This is a genomic window from Domibacillus sp. 8LH (assembly GCF_038806185.1).
GTDB lineage: Bacteria > Bacillota > Bacilli > Bacillales > Domibacillaceae > Domibacillus > Domibacillus indicus_A.
In genome coordinates this window covers 83,541-100,805 of the sequence record NZ_JAVJNG010000009.1, presented here as the reverse complement: position 1 = coordinate 100,805, position 17,265 = coordinate 83,541, and the positions used below count along the sequence as shown (strand labels likewise).

Genomic DNA, 17,265 nt, shown 5'->3' with positions numbered 1-17,265 from the left:
CGTGAATGTTGTAAAAACAACAGATCTTGATCAGCGGGAAGATGCGTATTCTGTACGCACAACCGTTTTCGTAGGAGAACAAAATGTTCCGCCTGCACTTGAAATTGATGAATTGGAAGATGAAGCGGTTCATTTTATTTTGTATGATGAAGAGCAAAAGCCGTGCGGCGCCGGCCGGTTTCGTACTGTCGGAGAATTTGGAAAAGTGGAACGGATTTGTGTGCTCAAAGAAGCAAGAGGGCGCGGCGCCGGCAATCTGATTATGGAAGCGATTGAGCAGCATGCTCAATCGGTAGCCGGCCTGACAGCGCTTAAGCTTGACGCACAGCTTCACGCTATTCCCTTTTACGAAAAGCGCGGCTATACAGTCGTATCTGGCGAGTTTGTGGATGCAGGCATTTTGCATAAAACGATGACAAAATCGCTATAACCACAAAAAAGCGTGTTCTCGATGCAGAGAATACGCTTTTTTATGCGCTTATGTAAACGCTGCTGCATTATGCAAGACGGTCAATTTCAATGCCTCTTCCACTGATCTGCGCCATATGTACACGAAATGCTTCATGCTCGCTTTGCCGTTTTCTTATTATTTCTTCCGTGCTTAACTGGACCTGTGGCTCTGTGCGGTCTTGCAGCACTTTTTCAAACGTTACTTTTGAAGTCGGATCAATCGGTGCATACCCAACGGCTGCTTCGTTTAAAACCCGTTCTCTGTAATCATTGTATTGGAATTGTGGAATTGGAAGAATGTAGCCCATGTTATTCACTCCTTTCAATAAAATATTCATTAATCTCCATGTATATTCGCTTTTTCCTCATTTATTCCTTACGTAAACGCTTTAATTGAGAAATAGATCGTTTGACCTGTATAAATAGGAAAAAGAGCAGCGTTTTTGCTGCTCTCTTTCTAGGCTCATTTGATCATCTTTGTGATCGTATTCATATCGAGCTTTTTGCCGTCTTTTAAGATCGTGCGGACGATTTCATCTTCGACCTGCTTCGGTACTTTTTTTCCGGCAAGCGCGGCTGTTTGCGCGACAACCGCACGGATTGTCCGTTCATCTTTGAAATCAGCATATTGAAGAGAGTCGACGAGTGCAAATACATCGCTCATACGCACGCCGGTCTTTTTTTCAATATTGCCGAAAAATTTATCGTTCATTGTCCGCTCCTCCTTCTAATGCATTAATAAAAGCTCGCACCGACGATGATGAGCAAAATGAACAGAACAACAATCAATACAAATGTGCTTGAGCCGCCGTAACCGCCACCGTAACCGCCGCATCCATACATTGCCATATATTTCTCCCCCTTTCGCTGTTCTCTCCTTATCATATGAGAGAGATGCAAAAAGGGATGGGCCCTGTTCACCCTTTTGGTTTAAAAAAGAGGGCACCGATAAACCCAAACACGATCGCAGCAGAAATACCTGAGCTTGTCACTTCAAACATGCCAGTCAGCACGCCGACCACTCCATGGAGCTTCGCTTCCTGCATCGCACCTTCTACAAGTGAGTTGCCAAAGCTTGTAATCGGCATTGTTGCACCGGCGCCGGCAAAACCTACAAGCGGTTCATAAAGATCAAAGCCTGCAAGCAGTGCTCCGACTGAAACGAGAATCGACAACGTATGACCTGGTGTCAACTTTCCAAGGTCCATCATAAGCTGACCAATGACACAAATAAGCCCGCCGACGACAAATGCCCAAAAAAACATTGCGATCATCTTCTTCTTCCTTTCTCTACGCCATTTCTTTTTTCAATTTAATAATTTCCGCCAGGCGTTTGTCCGCTTCTTTTTCTGTAAAATGTCCCGCTTCCATATCTTCTTTTAAACGAACTGCTTCAAGAAAAATTTTATAATCGCTTGACACAACAATTTCTACTTTTTCTTTTTCTGCCGTTTTTTTCATGCGTTCAGCCAGGTTTTTTTCGATTTGCTTCATCCGAAACCGCTCCAGATGGCGCACTTTGTAAGCTACAAGCAGCTGCTTCGTGCCTTTTACAACGGCTGTATCGTAAATCTCATCAAAAGAATCTGCTTCCTTTTTTATTTCCGCTGCCAGCTGATCATCATGGCCGTCCAGCTGAACAGCATCGGGATCTGCTTTTTCAATCATCGCCGTCCCGTCGTGCTCGGGTCCGCACCCTGCCAGCAAAAGAACTAAAAAAATGCACGCTGTTTTTTTCATACCCGCACCTCCGTTTTCGATCAGTATGTGCGAAACCAAAAAAAAAATTCCATTCAATGCGGCATTTGTCCATGCCTTTTTGAATGAAATTCATACTGTAATAATGTACCGATATTAAAGGAGGAATGCACAATGGGATGCCACAAGCATCGCGATGATGACAAGTTTGAGAGCTGTGTATGCGAAGTTGTCCGCGCGATCCGTGATATTCAAGACGCACGAGAAGATGAAGAGTGCCGTGATTGCAAAGACTGCTTCGCTGAGCCGCTGGGCGACCTGGATGGACCGCGCCGCCGCAATGCAGACACACGTGTGTTTACACTGACAACAAAAAAAGGGAAGCCGTTTTTTGCTTTCTTTAGTCCAGATGAAGCTGATGATTGTGACGCCGGCTGTGTATCCATCTTCTTCCGTGTAGAAGATGTATTTGACAGCTGCTGTGCGCGCCTGCGGGTACTTATGCCGCTTGATGATGATCATGAGCCGGTTAACCTTGCATGCGACGAAGGCATCAGCTTAAAGCAGGTGTGCAAAGTCGAAAATTTTGACAAAACACGAAGCTGCGTAACGGTCGATCTAAATGAATTTATTGCGGTTCAGTGCATCAAAGACGTTGATCTTGATATCTGCCGTTAAAATCTACCGCCTCCACTAACGGGGCGGCTTTTTTTATGTTCCAGCGAGACGGATATACACAATGTCAGCAATGGGAACCTGCACCGGTGTATGGCTTTCTTCATCGAGTATCCATACGTACGTTTCATCAAACGATTGAATAACACCCCGAACCGTAGGACCGCTCCACTCGAAACGGCATGGAACCGGAATGCGCCGCTCAGCAAGGTAAACGACTTTTTCTGTTATACTCATTTCCCGAAACGGTTTTAAGCGGCCGTCGCCTGACTTTTCTTCTTTTTTTTGGGCCGGCGGCGTCAATTGCTTTTCCTCAGCCTCTTGTTTCACCTCTTCGATAATTTCTCCCTCTGATTCTGCTTTAGCAATTTTCTGCATTACGGGCTGAATAGGCGTCAAATGAGGCTGACCAATATAAAGCAAGGGACCAGGTGTTTTTTTCATATGCACACACCTCCGCTTTTTTGTCCAGTATATGCAGAAAAACCGCCCAATATGGACGGTTTTTTTAATTAATTGCCTGTAATGTGGTAGCCGGAATCCACATGAATGTTTTCACCGGTGATGCCACGGGACATGTCGCTGAACAAGAAAACAGCTGTATCGCCTACTTCTTCCTGTGTTGTTGTCCGGCGAAGCGGTGCTCGTTCTTCAATTTGAGTCAGCATCTCATTAAAATCACTGATGCCTTTTGCAGCAAGTGTACGAATTGGTCCGGCAGAAACCGAGTTCACACGAATGCCGTCTTTGCCAAGATCAGCAGCCAAATAACGCACGCTTGCATCAAGGGACGCTTTTGCGACACCCATCACGTTGTAGTTTGTAATCACGCGCTCACCGCCAAGGTACGTCAGTGTCACAATGCTGCCTCCTTCTGTCATAAGAGGCTTCGCATATTTTGCTACCGCTGTCAGCGAGTAAGCACTGATGTTGTGGGCAAGCATAAAGCCGTCGCGGGATGTATCGACAAAATCGCCGTCTAAGTCTTCTTTGTTGGCAAACGCGATACAATGAGCAAGACCGTGGATGACGCCTTCTTTTTCTTTGATGGCACGGAAGCATTCTTCAATCGCGGAATCATCTGTTACATCACATGGTAAAATGAACGGATCCTTTTGATTTTCAAGTGTTGCCGCCAGGTCACGAACGTTTTTTTCTAAACGATCGCCTGCATAAGTAAAAACAAGACGTGCTCCTGCTGCGTCCAGAGAGCGGGCAATTCCCCATGCAATGCTGCGCTTGTTGGCAACACCCATTACGACAAACGTTTTTCCTTCAAGTGAAAATAGCATAAATCCGTTCCTCCATTTATACAAGTTATTAGTACCTAGTGTTAATCTTATCATGATTGCCGAAAAAATCAACGACTATCATGCCAGCTTTTGCCCAGCTTTTAAATTTTCTCCAAACGGATTATACTAATGCAGTAGACAAAAATGAATGGGGAGCGATTGAATGAAGCTGGATATTATCGGAGATATACATGGCTGTTTCGATGAGTTTCATATGCTGACGCATACGCTTGGATACAAATGGGACGAAGGTATCCCTATTCATCCGGATGGGCGGACGCTGGCTTTTGTCGGCGACTTAACCGACCGGGGCCCGGATTCGGTCCGGGTAATGGACGTTGTCTGCCGGCTGTTTGAAGAGCAAAATGCCCTTTTTGTGCCAGGCAACCACTGCAATAAGCTGTACCGGTATTTTCTTGGCAACAACGTTCAGGAAACACACGGACTCGAAACAACAGTGGCAGAGCTTGATTCCATGCCTGCCAATGAATACCGCCTGCTTAGAAAACGGTTCCTGTCTATGTATGAAGAGTCACCGCTCTATCACGTGCTTGAAGACCGGCGGCTTGTGATTGCTCACGCCGGGATACGTGCCGACTATATTGGCCGATTTGATGCGCGTGTAAAAACGTTTGTGCTTTACGGAGACATTACAGGTGAAAAACATCCGGATGGCTCCCCTGTCCGCCGCGACTGGGCAAAAAAGTACGCAGGAGATGCATATGTTGTGTACGGCCATACACCTGTCAGCGCGCCGCGCGCGATCGGCAACACCATCAATATCGACACCGGCTGTGTATTTGGCGGCAAGCTGACCGCACTGCGCTGGCCGGAGCGTGAAATCCTATCGGTGGATTCCCAGCAGCCGCTCGTTCGAGAAAAATTCCGTTCATTCAGCGATGTTTCATAAAAAAAACCGGGTTCCATAGTGGAATCCGGTTTTTTTATATAACCATATTTTTCATATCCATTGGCATGGGCATTGTAAGATCGACAGGCGCGCCTGTTACAGGATGGTGAAACGACAGCGATCCGCAGTGAAGTGCCTGCCTGTTTATGCGGCTCCTGCTGCCTCCATATAAATCATCGCCTGCAAGCGGATGACCAAGATGGGCAAGATGAACACGAATCTGGTGCGTCCGCCCGGTTTCCGGCTTAACAGCCACATGGGCAAAATCATCGTACTGCCGGATCACTTTGTAAACCGTCCGGGCATATTGGCCGTCCTCACGCACCATTCGTTCAATAATGCTGTCGTCCCGGCGGCCAATCGGCGCTTCTACAAAACCGGATGCCTGCTCAAAAACGCCTTCTGCAAGTGCTTCATACTGACGGAACACCTTTTTTTGCTTTTGCATCTCAGACATTAAATGATGCACGTATCGGTTTTTCGCCGCAAGGACAATCCCTGATGTGTCGCGGTCCAGCCGGGTAACGATGTGTGCCGTTGCCTGCAGCCCCTGCTCCCTATACAGCCAGAGCAGGCCGGATGCAAGCGAGCCGGATGGATGCTCGCGGGACGGAATCGTGTTCATGCCCGCCGGCTTGGCGACAGCGATCAGCGCTTCATCCTCAAACAAAACCGGAAGATCGACCGGCTCCGCCTCGAGTCCGCCTGATGGTAATTCGGGCGGAAACACTACCCGTACGGCATCTCCTGCAGATAACACATGGCGGACATTTACTTCGCGGCCATTTACTTCAATCAGCCCGCCGGTAAATTTAATATCCGTTAAAGCACGCTTGGAGATCGCCTTTTGCGCTAAAAAGGTTCGGAGCAGCAGTCCATCCTCATCCGCAGTCCAGCACAATTCAAACGGCTTTCCATTAACTGCTGACAAAGGAATCATGCACCCTTTTCCAAAATGGGAACGGCCGGAAGCGGGCAAAACGGATTTTTTCTGTGGCAACACGATATTGAATGGATTTTACATCTTTATGCAAAATTGTTAAGTGATCGATGGTCACTAAAAAATCCGGCCGGTTAACCGGTTTTAAAATACACGTATGGTGAGCCGGCAAAATCAGCGGTGAGCCAACAGTCCGGAACACACGGTTGTTGATCGATGCCATTTCCGCCAGCTGCAGGGCGCGGATCGACGGATGCAAAATAGCTCCGCCAAGCGCTTTATTGTAGGCTGTGCTGCCAGATGGCGTTGATACGCACAAGCCATCGCCGCGAAAACGCTCAAACTGCTCGCCGCGAATTTCCACATCCATTACGAGTGTTCCATCCACACTTTTGACGGTTGATTCATTCAAGGCCAAATAGCGTGTTTCTTTACCTCCATCCTGATAGCGGATAATCGCTTCAAGAAGTGGATATTCAATGATCTGATATGGCGTCCGCGCAATGGCGATTACCAGCTTTTCAATTTCATCCGGTGTCCAGTCCGCATAAAAACCAAGATGTCCCGTATGTACCCCGACAAATGCCGTTTTATCAAGACGTCCATTATACCGGTGAAACGCGTAAAGAAGCGTTCCATCTCCTCCAACCGAAATGACGATATCCGGCTCACTTTCATCGTATGTTAATTTAAAATCCGTCAGGTAATTGCGGATTTTATGCATTAATGCATTGGACTTGGCGTCCCCTTTTGATGTAATCGCAAACTTCATCCTGCCTCACCCCTGCCGTTTAGTAGTCATTCTTTTTTCTTTGTGAAAAACAGCTGCGCTTCCTGGATCTCTTCCCGAATCAAGGACATTTCTTCGTCCAGCCGGAAAGCGGCCTCTGCCGCACGCTGCAGCCTTGTTTGAATTTCTTCCGGAAAATCGCCATTGTATTTATAATTCAGCGAATGCTCAATGGTCGCCCAGAAATTCATGGCAAGCGTTCTGATTTGAATTTCAGCAAGCAGCTTTCTTTCCCCGTGAATGGTCTGTACCGGATATTCAATCACTACATGATAGGATCTGTAGCCGCTTGGTTTTTTATGGGAAATATAATCTTTTTCTTCAACGATTTTAAAATCTTTCCGCTTGCGCAAAATCCCCACAACGATCTTAATATCATCCACAAACTGGCACATCATGCGCAGCCCGGCAATGTCCTGCATATCCTGCTGGATGCGTTCCATTGGAATTCGTTTCGTTTCCATTTTATCTAAGATGCTTGGAACCGGCTTTACCCGTCCTGTCACAAATTCGATTGGTGAACGGTCGTCTTCCAGTGTAAACTGCTTGCGAATGCCGCGCAGCTTCACTTTTAATTCCTCTACCGCCTGCTTGTACGGTACTAAAAACTCATCCCAGTTGTCCATGCACGGTGTCCTCCATTAGCGCTGTTCGGCGAAAAAAACACGTTCCACTTTCTCTACCATTTCTTCGCCGTAGTTGCTGTTTCCTTCGATGTTGACAAGCAGATCGCTCATTTCCTCGTGAAACGAGGCAAGCAGAAATGTACCGTCCGCTCCGGCTGCTTCAACCGGGTGCCCGCCGTCAATCGCTCTCTTTACTTCTTCCCACGTACTCTCGTGTACATATAGATAAACATAGCCCGGCTCTGCTTCCGCCAGATACACAAAAGCCGCGGCGTCTGAATCGGTAATCACCTGGGAGACCGGCTTTAAGTGTGTGACCTGTACCTCTTCCTCTGATAAAAGACGAAGCGTTTCGCCTGCCCATTCTGTTTTTGTAAAATGCCATTTCGTTCTCATTCTTCACTTCTCCTTTACAACAACCGTTCATTCAAAACTTCGTAAACATTTTACCACATTTTACTCTTTCAAACACGGTTCGAACAGGATACAATAAAAGAAGAACATTATGGAAAATGAGGCGGACACGATGAAGGAAGAAATTGAAATTGAATTTAAATGTGTGGTTACAAAAACACAGTTTGATCAGCTTGTCGCCGCTTTTGATCCGGGACCTTTCCAACAGCAGTCCAACCACTATTTTGATACACCAGATTTTTTGCTTAAAGAAGCCGGCGCCGCGCTTCGCATCCGTGAAAAGGGCGGACGAGCGGAAATGACGCTGAAAGAACCAGCAGATACAGGTCTTTTAGAATCAACGGTTTCATTATCACAACTTGAAGTGAAGGACGCCTTAGCCGGCACCCTTCCTGATAATAAAGTCATCAGCCGGGCGGCTGGCCGCGCTGGCGCGGCCAATTTCGCTCACTTTGGCACGCTTTCAACAACACGGGCAGAGATGGCTTACGAAGGCGGCCTGCTCGTGTTTGACCATAGCACGTATCTCGGGCAGGAAGATTACGAGATTGAATATGAAGCAAAGGATGCTTCTGGAGAAGATGTTTTTTATCAGCTTTTGAAGAAATATGGCATCGACTACACACCGGCAGAAAATAAAATCCGCCGTTTCTATCACGCACTTACACAACATGGGGGAAACTAACAACGTGGATACAAACTTTTTCAACACGATGATCAACACGACTGTCGCTAAAGCCGCTGGAACAGGAACCACTTCTCCATTTTCTTCTGCCGCTGGGACAGGCAATGTGTTTGGCTCTATTTTGCAGCAGGCGCTTGCGCAGGGTCTTGAAATTATTCAAGCCGGGACCTCCGCTTCTGTAAGTGCCGCTTCTTCTGCAGCATCTGCACCAGCCCTCTTCACAAAAGCCGGCGCCGACATTGCAGCCGCACCTAAAACAAATTTTGATGATATCATTACCCGGGCTGCCGAGAAGTACAATATCCCGAAAAAATTGATCCAATCTGTGATTAAACAGGAATCCAATTTTAACCCGAATGCCGTCAGCTACGCGGGCGCTTCAGGGCTTATGCAATTAATGCCGGGCACTGCAAGCTACCTCGGTGTTAAAGATTCAATGGACCCAGAACAAAACGTATTTGGCGGAACGAAATATTTACGCCAAATGCTCGATATGTTTGATGGAGACATTTCTCTTGCGCTCGCTGCATATAATGCAGGGCCGGGCAACGTAAAGAAGTATGGCGGCATCCCGCCATTCAATGAAACACAAAACTATGTAAAAAAGATCACCGGCTTCTACAATGCGTAGAGCCGGTTTTTTTTAAAGAAAAGGAATGTTTTGGAGATATGCCCTCAATCCTATCATTTGTTTTATGTCGAAAGCCTTGTTAAAATGAAGATACATTACGAGGAAAAAGGAGTAACGTTTATGGCCGAGCAATCCAATGTTCCATACGACATCATTGGCGGGAAACAGCTTTCAGAACTGGTGGACGTTTTTTACAGCCGCGTTTCGCAGCATCCGGATCTTGCGCCGATTTTTCCCGATGATTTAACCGAAACTGCCCGAAAGCAGAAACAATTTCTAACTCAATTTCTAGGTGGACCAAGCCTTTATACAGATGAACACGGGCACCCGATGCTCCGGGCACGCCATTTGCCTTTCCCTATTACGCCAGCACGCGCAGAAGCCTGGCTGGAGTGCATGAATGCGGCAATGGATGATGTGCATTTAACCGGTGAATTGCGTGTTTTCTTTTTTGAACGACTTAAACAAACGGCGTTTCATATGGTGAACCAGCCGGATGATAAGGGTGATGCTTTGTGAATTCGATGCAACTGCCTGAACGTATTTGCTCTGCCCGGCAAAAGCCGCTCGAACTCTATGTATTTATTGATCCTTTGTGCCCGGATTGCTGGGCGCTCGACCCCCTTATTCGGAAGCTGCAAGTAGAATACGGCCATTATTTCAAGTTGAAGCAGGTATTAACCGGCAAGCTGACTGCCTTGAATACAGCTAAGCCTCTTCTTGCAGTGGAACAAAGCGGGCTTGCCTGCGAGGAATCCGTCTGGGAGGAAGAGACCATCGAATCTCCTTTTCTTGCATCTATTGCCATCAAAGCAGCTGAGCTGCAAGGAAAACGGGCCGGCAGTAAGTTCCTACGGAGAATTCAGGAGCAATTATTTTTAGATAAAGAGAATGTCGCAGATATAGCTGTGTTAACCCGCTGTGCTGAAGAGTCGGGACTCGACAAAAGCGAGTTTTTAAATGATATTTATTCAGCTGGTGCCACAAAAGCCTTTCAAAGTGATTTAGCGGTCACATGTGAAATGGATGTGGACGAAGCGCCGACGATCGTATTTTTTAATGAACGCATTGAAGATGAAGGTATTAAAATTGCCGGCCTTTATTCCTATGATATTTATGTACAAATTCTGCAGGAAATTCTAGAAGAAATACCAGAACCGCTTGACCCGCCTTCACTTGAAGAATTTATGCAATACTTTCGCATTGCGGCCACAAGTGAAATAAGAGGCGTTTATGATTGGACCGACAGCCAGACAGAATGCGAAATGAAAAAACTGCTTCTGCAGCGAAAAGTCCGCAGGATCCATACGAAGCACGGCACTTTTTGGGAATATATTCAGTAAAAACGCCAGCATCGGATGCTGGTGTTTTTTTTATTGCATCCAAATAGAAAAAGCCCCGCCGAAGCGGGGCTCTTTCTTACGAACAAAGGGGATGGGAGAAATTTTTCACGGTCAAACAAAGGGGTATATGTTTGTTTGTGATCAACTTCACGACCCCATCGTACCATGTGTGGCACATTTTTTGCAAGGAATGACCCTTCAATTCACAAAATCGACATAATAATGGGTTTGACAGCGTTAACTTACAAATTAACCCAGTAATTTCTCCATTTCGTCCAGTGTTTCCTCAAACACACGGCAGGCTGCTTCAATCGGACCTGCTTCCGTCATATCAACGCCTGCACGCTTTAATACTTCAATTGGATCCGCAGAGCTTCCTGCTTTTAAGAACTCATTAATGTACCGCTGGGCAGCCGGCTCGCCATCTTTTAAAATTTGTGAAGACAGCGCAATCGCTGCACTTAAGCCCGTCGCATACTGATATACGTAATAGTTATAATAGAAATGCGGAATGCGCGCCCATTCAAGTGCAATTTCTTCATCAATAACCATATCATCACCGAAATACTTTTTATTCAGTGCGTAATAAGCTTCACTTAAGCCGTCTGCTGTCAGTGCTTCTCCCTTTTGTGCTTTTTCATGAATCAGGTGTTCAAATTCTGCAAACATCGTCTGGCGAAAAATCGTGCCGCGGAATGTTTCAAGAAAATGATTCAGCAAGTAAATGCGTTTTTTCTCATCGTCTGTTGCTTTCAGCAAATAATCATTTAAAATGGATTCGTTGCACGTAGAAGCCACTTCTGCCACGAAAATAGAGTAGTCCCCATAAATATACGGCTGGCTCGCACGTGTATAATAGCTGTGAATGCTGTGCCCAAATTCATGAGCAAGTGTAAACAAATTGTTTACATTATCCTGCCAGTTCATCAGAACGTAAGGATTTGTGCCATAAGCACCGGAGGAGTAAGCCCCGCTTCTTTTCCCTTTATTCTCGACTACATCGACCCAGCGGCTTTCTAACCCTGTCGTTAAAATCTCGATGTATTCTTTTCCGAGCGGCTGTAAACCTTTTTGAAGAAGATCTTTCGCTTCGTCATACGTTACATCAAACTTGCCTTCTGCTACAAGCGGCGTATACAAATCGTACATATGCAGTTCATCAAGACCAAGTACCCGCTTGCGCAGCGCCACATAACGGTGAAGCAGCGGCAGATTTTTGTTAATGGTAGCCACTAAATTGTCGTATACCTCTTCAGGAATATGGTTACGTGACAGTGCTGCCTCTCGCGCGCTGTTGTAATGGCGTACACTTGCAGAGAAATTATCGCGTTTCACCTGGCCGGATAGCGTTGAAGCAAATGTATTTTTAAATCTTCCATAGGTGGCATACACGGCTTTAAAAGCTTCCTCTCGAACACGGCGGTCCGATGACTCAAGAAACCGCACGTAGTTACCGTGTGTAATTTGTACACTTTCTCCGTTTTCATCCTGGATAACCGGAAATTCCAGGTCAGCATTATTCAGCATTCCAAATGTTGCACTCGATGAGCCTAATACATCTGATGCCTGCGCCAGTAAATTCTCTTCTGTTGCAGACAGAACATGCGGACGCTGCTTGTTTAAGTCATCCAGCACTTTTTTGTACAATTGGAGCGGCTCATGGGATGCGACAAACCCGTTTACTTTTTCTTCGTCAATCGACAAAATTTCAGGATCGGCAAACGAAAGCGCTCCTGCAATTTGTGTATACAGCATTTTAGCCCGGTCATTCATGCCCTGGTAATGGGCGTTTTGAGTATCTTCATCGTATCGCATATGCGCATACGTATATAGACGGCCCATCCGCTCAAGCAGAACATCCTGCCAGGAGAAAAAGGCATACATCTGCTCTGCACTTTCATCAAGGGTCCCTCTATAGGAAGAGGCTTCTCCTGCAAGTGCCTGAAGCGCTTTAAATTCCTTCTCCCACTCTTCATCCGTTACAAAAATATCTTCAAGACGCCATTTCAGCTCCTCCGGCACCTCAGAACGTGCCGGAAGCTGTTTTACTGCATTTTCTGCCATCTTCAAAAACCTCCTTTTATGTATATAACCATTCTCCTTCCTTATTATATAATCCTTTGTTTTTCACCTCAAAAAATCAGCTTGTCTAAAACAGCCTTCCCGAATGCCCCTGTAAAGGCTTTTTCTTTTTCCAGCTTCACACCGAGCGAAGGGCTGTCCAAAGAAAGCGGATTTCCGATTACATCCAACAGCGCGGCATATTCTACAGCGGCCATCTCCGGTGTTTTTCCGCCAGCAAGCGGCAGCGGCTGCTCTTTTACATGTCCAAGCTCGATTCGGCGTCGAATAATTTCTTCAGCCGGACGCTTCTCCAGCTCCAGTAAAAGATAAAACTGCCATTCAATCGGATGGTTCCGAATCGCTATGCTGCTGCGGACAGGAAGCCCAATGTGTTCCGGCAACAAATAAGGATTACGGCCGGATGCATAAACCGCTTGAAGAAAAGGATGTCGGTGCCCCCGGTCAAACTGGCAGGTCTGATCGATCCATTTCCGCCTGTAATCAAAAAAGGTATTCAGGTCAGATACATCTCTTTCGCTGCCCGAAGCAGACGGAGGAAACGTCATGTCTTGAATAGGAATAAAGCGCTGGTGTGCTGTACAAAGTGTTACCGTAAGCGGAGTGATGTTTTTATATACCGTAAATCCTTTTCGTTCAGGGTCATACGACAAAAAATAAAAGCCCAACTGAGGATGAAAACGCAAAAACAGCCGCTGAAAAGGCGTCAGCTTTACATAGCTCCCTTTCCGCTCAACCGGCTTGCCGCCATATATCCAAAACGGAATCATTCCACGCGCTGTATATTTCTCTGTCCGCTCCTTAAATAAAGCAGCGGAAATCGAAGAACACTGAAACTCAACCGCTATATTTCCTGTTAAAATGTCTGGGCGCTGGTCTCCGCCTGGCAGACATGCTTCCAATTCTGCTTCTGCTGTTTGGGTAATCCATTGAAATAAGTCTGCTTTTCCGGCTAAATGCCTGGGAGATTCGTGTTCTGAAAATGATTGGCATAAAGTGTGGGAAATGTGGGCAAAATGTGGAATGTTAACATTCCCTGCTTTAATCATGACAGGGCTGCCACATTGCGGGCAGTAATGAGGAGTATTTTTTAAACGAAGAGCTAGTGACTTGGCTTCTGTCCCGGCCAATACGACCGGCTTTCCTTGTCGATTCACTGCCGACAGCATACAGATATCCTCTCCTTTCATTTTATACGATTCGACAAGCGGGAGGGCACTTCCTTTTTTTTGCAAAAAAAAGCATCCTCTTGACATGTCAAGAGGACGCTGGTTATGAAAAGTATTGACGAACGGTTTCGAATACATTTTCAGGCATGATGCATTTTCCGTATTCCTGAAGTGTATGGATCGTCATGCGGGATTCATGCGTATATTCAAGCAGAATGCTGAGCGCATCGTCAATTTCTTCTTCCTGGAAACGATCGTCCGCGAACTCAACAAACAGATAATAACGATTTTCGTGCGCATACAAGGAAGTGATCAAGTAATCGAGACCGCCGCGATTGCTAAGCGCGATAACGTCTTCAAAATCACGGAATGCAAGAACAAAATCAAGCGGCGCATCGTCTTCTTCTGAACGGTCAAAATGTTCATCAAGCAAGTCTTCAATCTGCCCATTTACATCCATTTTATCGCTTGTAAATGGCAGTTCCAGACGCTGTCCGTCTTTTGTCAGATTTGCCTGGGTAACCAAAATTTCCAAACCTTTATCAAGTGCATGCACTTGAATCCAAAGAGGCCCATCCACTGTAAAATCTTCTTCGTCGTGGACTTCCTCCATCATATCCCAGAACAGTTCTTCGCTGCGTTCCCGGTTGTACCAGATTTCCTCGCGGTCAAAGCCCCGTTCTTCTATATCAACATATGATATGAAAAACTTCACCGTGTTATCATTAATGCGTTCAATTTCCATTATGCGGTCTCTCCCTTCCATTTAGAGGGTTCACAGGGGTGCGGAAACATATCCCCATCCCTTCTTTATATTGTATGATAAACAAGGCGTAAATGAAAACAGAAAGACTTAGGTGTCTGCACATTCTAACTGAATTTTCTGCGTTCTTCAAGCTAAAACGGTTAAAAAAAATAAAAAATTCCTGCATACTGGGCAGGAATTTTTCTTTGTCAATTAGTTAACCATACGTTGTGCTTCAAGCAGCTGGAAAGTACGAACTTTCCGCGGTAAGAAACGACGAATTTCATCTTCGTTATAACCAACTTGCAGGCGCTTTTCATCCATAATAATCGGACGACGAAGCAATCCTGGGTTTTGGCGGATCAATTCAAACAAATCTTGAAGTGGAAGTGTTTCAAGATCAACATTCAATTTTTGGAAAATTTTCGAACGTGTTGAAATGATTTCATCCGTTCCGTCCTCCGTCATACGCAAAATTTCTTTGATCTCGTTAATGCTTAACGGCTCTGAGAAAATATTGCGTTCCACGTAAGGAATTTCGTGTTCCTCTAACCACGCTTTTGCTTTTCGGCATGAGGTGCAGCTTGGTGATGTGTATAGTGTAACCATTCCTCATTCACACTCCTTAAATAAAATATATAATACCTGTCAATTTGAGGAATCGAACGTTCATGGAGATTTCATAGATAAGTGAAACTCCTCAACAACCGGCTACATATGTATTATACCATGAAATGACAGCCAATTGAATATCGTTTTCAGTTGTATGAACAATTATCTTTTACTTACAAATACATTGTACCCGGTGAATGTGTCAACTAAACGTCAAAGCTGCACCTTTTTAAACTTTTTGTGAGGATTCAAACGGCTCAAGAATATTCTCACGCTCTTCTTTATCTACAAAGGAAAGGGTTTCGCTTACCGGTGCGAAAGGAGCTCCGTAAATTTCTTTGTCTTTATACTTATGAATATCACGATATGTCCGAACCATCGCTTCGTAAATATCTTCCTCATCTGCCCCGCTTGGGCTCCAATAAAGAATTTCCATCACCGTTTCCCGTCCGGTCGCAAGCGAACGCCGGCGGTAGCCGATTTTAGAAGCATGTTCAAATCCTTCACGGGCATAGAAGCGAAGCCTTTTTTCTGTATCCGTATCCTCATATTGAACCGGTTCAACCTCAAGAATGACCGGTTTGTTTTTCGACTTTAATCCATTAATCAGTTTTTTGCCTAGTCCCTGTCCCCTTGCTTGTTTAGACACAAAAAGATAGTCGACAAAAACAAACCCGTCAAACTCTACATAAATGAGTACGTGGTTCGGACCTTCATCTTTATGGTAAACATCGCCGCGTTCAGCGAGCAGTACATCGATTTGTTCTTTTGCCTTCATTTCTTCAATCGGAAAATATTGATTCAACTTTTCATACCAGTTCATGCATGTCTCCTTTGCTTACCCATATTAAGTGCTTCTTATATAATATAGACCGTTTTTAAACGCTTAAACCTATAATTTAAAAAAGCGGCCGCTTATCGGGCCGCTTCGTAGCTTTTTTGAAATTTATTCAACTCTTTTTCAGAGCATTAAACAAAGTAGCCAAAAGCTAAATTATGCTTCTCCACCTTGTCTTGCCGGCCACATTGACGCCCCCGCAAATATCCGTACAATGAGCCGCTTCCTTCCTTTGAACAGGGTGCTGTCTTGCTGGTCCTGCTTTCTTCTTATTTCCTGTCATCTTGAATATTCATTTTGTTTTATTTATAATGGAACACATATCAAGATGAAACGAAGTGAAGTGGACTAATGATGAAAACAATTTTTTCCGGCATTCAGCCAAGCGGCTCTGTTACATTAGGTAATTATATCGGCGCTATGCGGCAGTTTGTCGAATTACAGGAAGACTATGACTGCTTTTTTTGTATTGTAGACCAGCACGCCATTACCGTTCAGCAGGACCGCCTCGCGCTGCGCAAAAATATCCGCAGCCTGGCAGCGCTTTACGTGGCTATAGGCCTTGATCCTTCTAAAGCAACCCTATTTATCCAATCAGAAGTGCCTGCTCATGCACAGGCGGGCTGGATGCTTCAGTGTGTCTCTTACATCGGAGAGCTGGAGCGAATGACACAATTTAAAGACAAATCTGCAGGTAAAGAAGCGGTATCAGCCGGACTTCTTACATATCCTCCTCTCATGGCAGCGGATATCCTGCTTTACGGCACCGACCTGGTGCCGGTTGGCGAAGACCAAAAGCAGCACCTTGAGCTGACACGCGATTTGGCGGAGCGGTTTAACCGAAAATACAATGATATTTTCACGATTCCTGAAGTGCGTATTCCGAAAGAAGGCGCACGGGTTATGTCTCTGCAGGAACCAACGAAAAAAATGAGTAAATCCGATCCAAACCAAAAAGCATTTATTACGCTTTTGGATGAACCGAAGCAAATCGAGAAAAAAATCAAAAGTGCCGTAACCGATTCGGAAGGCGTAGTAAAGTACGACAAAGAAAACAAGCCTGGCGTCTCAAACCTTCTGTCTATTTACTCAGCACTTGAAGGAATTTCAGTTGCGGATCTTGAACAGCAGTTTAGCGGAAAAGGCTATGGGGACTTTAAACAGGCAGCCGCCGATGTTGTCATCAAGCATTTAGCACCGATTCAAGAACGCTACTATGCATTAATTGAGTCTGATGAGCTAGACCAGATCCTAGACGAAGGCGCTGAAAAAGCTCGCTTTAGAGCCGGTAAAATGCTAAAAAAAATGGAAAATGCGATGGGTCTCGGCCGCAAGCACAAATAAAAAACGTTCCGGTTTAAACCG

24 protein-coding genes are annotated in these 17,265 nt (G+C 45.5%); 8 read left to right on the top strand and 16 right to left on the bottom strand.

Going from position 1 to position 17,265, the window contains the following annotated elements:
* Position 1 precedes the first annotated feature (1 nt).
* Positions 2 to 430: a GNAT family N-acetyltransferase gene (locus RG959_RS12705; protein ID WP_342797414.1), complete on the top strand. Its 429-nt coding sequence runs from the start codon at positions 2 to 4 to the stop codon at positions 428 to 430.
* Positions 431 to 497: 67 nt separating this feature from the next.
* Here the strand turns inward: RG959_RS12705 and RG959_RS12700 are convergent, their stop codons facing one another.
* From RG959_RS12700 to RG959_RS12680, 5 genes are all read right to left on the bottom strand, one after another.
* A complete protein-coding gene (locus RG959_RS12700) occupies positions 498 to 758 on the bottom strand; it encodes a hypothetical protein (protein WP_342797413.1) in 261 nt (86 codons plus the stop codon).
* Between the two features lie 155 nt (positions 759 to 913).
* Positions 914 to 1,162, bottom strand: a complete 249-nt coding sequence (locus tag RG959_RS12695; protein WP_050182196.1) for a stage VI sporulation protein F — start codon at positions 1,160 to 1,162, stop codon at positions 914 to 916.
* 23 nt (positions 1,163 to 1,185) lie between these two features.
* Positions 1,186 to 1,299: a YjcZ family sporulation protein gene (locus tag RG959_RS12690; protein ID WP_285879211.1), complete on the bottom strand. Its 114-nt coding sequence runs from the start codon at positions 1,297 to 1,299 to the stop codon at positions 1,186 to 1,188.
* Positions 1,300 to 1,367: 68 nt separating this feature from the next.
* A complete protein-coding gene (gene spoVAE, locus RG959_RS12685; protein ID WP_242232356.1) occupies positions 1,368 to 1,724 on the bottom strand; it encodes a stage V sporulation protein AE in 357 nt (118 codons plus the stop codon).
* 16 nt (positions 1,725 to 1,740) lie between these two features.
* The gene (locus RG959_RS12680; RefSeq protein ID WP_242232357.1) at positions 1,741 to 2,190 is read right to left on the bottom strand and encodes a sporulation protein; all 450 of its coding nucleotides are present in this window, start codon (positions 2,188 to 2,190) and stop codon (positions 1,741 to 1,743) included.
* 132 nt (positions 2,191 to 2,322) lie between these two features.
* Here RG959_RS12680 and RG959_RS12675 point away from each other — a divergent pair, with 132 nt between their 5' ends.
* Complete coding sequence (locus tag RG959_RS12675) at positions 2,323 to 2,826, top strand: CotY/CotZ family spore coat protein (RefSeq protein ID WP_242232358.1); 504 nt, start codon at positions 2,323 to 2,325, stop codon at positions 2,824 to 2,826.
* A 33-nt stretch (positions 2,827 to 2,859) separates the two neighbouring features.
* On the opposite strand, the gene RG959_RS12670 is transcribed toward RG959_RS12675, so the two are convergent.
* Positions 2,860 to 3,267, bottom strand: coding sequence for a CotO family spore coat protein (locus RG959_RS12670; RefSeq protein ID WP_342797412.1), 408 nt, complete (start codon positions 3,265 to 3,267; stop codon positions 2,860 to 2,862).
* 68 nt (positions 3,268 to 3,335) lie between these two features.
* A complete protein-coding gene (gene fabI, locus RG959_RS12665) occupies positions 3,336 to 4,115 on the bottom strand; it encodes an enoyl-ACP reductase FabI (RefSeq protein WP_342797411.1) in 780 nt (259 codons plus the stop codon).
* A gap of 163 nt (positions 4,116 to 4,278) precedes the next feature.
* Here fabI and prpE point away from each other — a divergent pair, with 163 nt between their 5' ends.
* Complete coding sequence (prpE, locus tag RG959_RS12660) at positions 4,279 to 5,025, top strand: bis(5'-nucleosyl)-tetraphosphatase PrpE (RefSeq protein ID WP_342797410.1); 747 nt, start codon at positions 4,279 to 4,281, stop codon at positions 5,023 to 5,025.
* Positions 5,026 to 5,059: 34 nt separating this feature from the next.
* Here prpE and RG959_RS12655 read toward each other — a convergent pair whose 3' ends face one another.
* The 4 genes from RG959_RS12655 to RG959_RS12640 are packed head-to-tail and all read right to left on the bottom strand — an operon-like array spanning position 5,060 to position 7,777.
* Entirely contained in the window at positions 5,060 to 5,965 is a 906-nt protein-coding gene (locus tag RG959_RS12655) for an RluA family pseudouridine synthase (RefSeq protein ID WP_342797409.1), read from the bottom strand.
* Positions 5,943 to 6,737, bottom strand: coding sequence for an NAD kinase (locus tag RG959_RS12650; RefSeq protein ID WP_242232363.1), 795 nt, complete (start codon positions 6,735 to 6,737; stop codon positions 5,943 to 5,945). The genes RG959_RS12655 and RG959_RS12650 overlap by 23 nt, the downstream gene beginning before the upstream one ends.
* 26 nt (positions 6,738 to 6,763) lie before the next feature.
* A complete protein-coding gene (gene yjbM / locus RG959_RS12645) occupies positions 6,764 to 7,381 on the bottom strand; it encodes a GTP diphosphokinase (protein WP_342797408.1) in 618 nt (205 codons plus the stop codon).
* Between the two features lie 15 nt (positions 7,382 to 7,396).
* The gene (locus RG959_RS12640) at positions 7,397 to 7,777 is read right to left on the bottom strand and encodes a UPF0738 family protein (protein ID WP_251270537.1); all 381 of its coding nucleotides are present in this window, start codon (positions 7,775 to 7,777) and stop codon (positions 7,397 to 7,399) included.
* A gap of 109 nt (positions 7,778 to 7,886) precedes the next feature.
* Between RG959_RS12640 and RG959_RS12635 the strand changes: the two genes are divergently transcribed.
* The 4 genes from RG959_RS12635 (at position 7,887) to RG959_RS12620 (ending at position 10,454) form a co-directional block, all read left to right on the top strand.
* Positions 7,887 to 8,480, top strand: a complete 594-nt coding sequence (locus RG959_RS12635; protein WP_342797407.1) for a CYTH domain-containing protein — start codon at positions 7,887 to 7,889, stop codon at positions 8,478 to 8,480.
* A 4-nt stretch (positions 8,481 to 8,484) separates the two neighbouring features.
* Positions 8,485 to 9,111: a lytic transglycosylase domain-containing protein gene (locus RG959_RS12630; RefSeq protein WP_342797406.1), complete on the top strand. Its 627-nt coding sequence runs from the start codon at positions 8,485 to 8,487 to the stop codon at positions 9,109 to 9,111.
* Positions 9,112 to 9,231: 120 nt separating this feature from the next.
* Complete coding sequence (locus tag RG959_RS12625) at positions 9,232 to 9,630, top strand: globin domain-containing protein (RefSeq protein ID WP_242232367.1); 399 nt, start codon at positions 9,232 to 9,234, stop codon at positions 9,628 to 9,630.
* Positions 9,631 to 9,635: 5 nt separating this feature from the next.
* Positions 9,636 to 10,454 carry a ClpXP adapter SpxH family protein gene (locus tag RG959_RS12620; protein ID WP_342797448.1) on the top strand — a complete coding sequence of 273 codons (819 nt, stop codon included), beginning with the start codon at positions 9,636 to 9,638 and terminating at the stop codon, positions 10,452 to 10,454.
* 249 nt (positions 10,455 to 10,703) lie between these two features.
* Here the strand turns inward: RG959_RS12620 and pepF are convergent, their stop codons facing one another.
* From pepF to RG959_RS12595, 5 genes are all read right to left on the bottom strand, one after another.
* Positions 10,704 to 12,518: an oligoendopeptidase F gene (pepF, locus tag RG959_RS12615; RefSeq protein WP_342797405.1), complete on the bottom strand. Its 1,815-nt coding sequence runs from the start codon at positions 12,516 to 12,518 to the stop codon at positions 10,704 to 10,706.
* 68 nt (positions 12,519 to 12,586) lie between these two features.
* Complete coding sequence (locus RG959_RS12610) at positions 12,587 to 13,771, bottom strand: competence protein CoiA (protein ID WP_342797404.1); 1,185 nt, start codon at positions 13,769 to 13,771, stop codon at positions 12,587 to 12,589.
* A 37-nt stretch (positions 13,772 to 13,808) separates the two neighbouring features.
* Positions 13,809 to 14,450 carry an adaptor protein MecA gene (gene mecA, locus RG959_RS12605; RefSeq protein WP_342797403.1) on the bottom strand — a complete coding sequence of 214 codons (642 nt, stop codon included), beginning with the start codon at positions 14,448 to 14,450 and terminating at the stop codon, positions 13,809 to 13,811.
* 213 nt (positions 14,451 to 14,663) lie between these two features.
* Complete coding sequence (gene spxA / locus RG959_RS12600; RefSeq protein ID WP_315692883.1) at positions 14,664 to 15,059, bottom strand: transcriptional regulator SpxA; 396 nt, start codon at positions 15,057 to 15,059, stop codon at positions 14,664 to 14,666.
* Between the two features lie 232 nt (positions 15,060 to 15,291).
* Entirely contained in the window at positions 15,292 to 15,885 is a 594-nt protein-coding gene (locus tag RG959_RS12595) for a GNAT family N-acetyltransferase (protein WP_342797402.1), read from the bottom strand.
* A gap of 366 nt (positions 15,886 to 16,251) precedes the next feature.
* On the opposite strand from RG959_RS12595, the gene trpS reads away from it, so the two are divergent.
* Positions 16,252 to 17,244 (top strand): tryptophan--tRNA ligase, encoded by a 993-nt coding sequence (gene trpS, locus RG959_RS12590; protein WP_342797401.1) that lies wholly within the window; start codon positions 16,252 to 16,254, stop codon positions 17,242 to 17,244.
* The last annotated feature ends 21 nt before the right edge of the window (positions 17,245 to 17,265 follow it).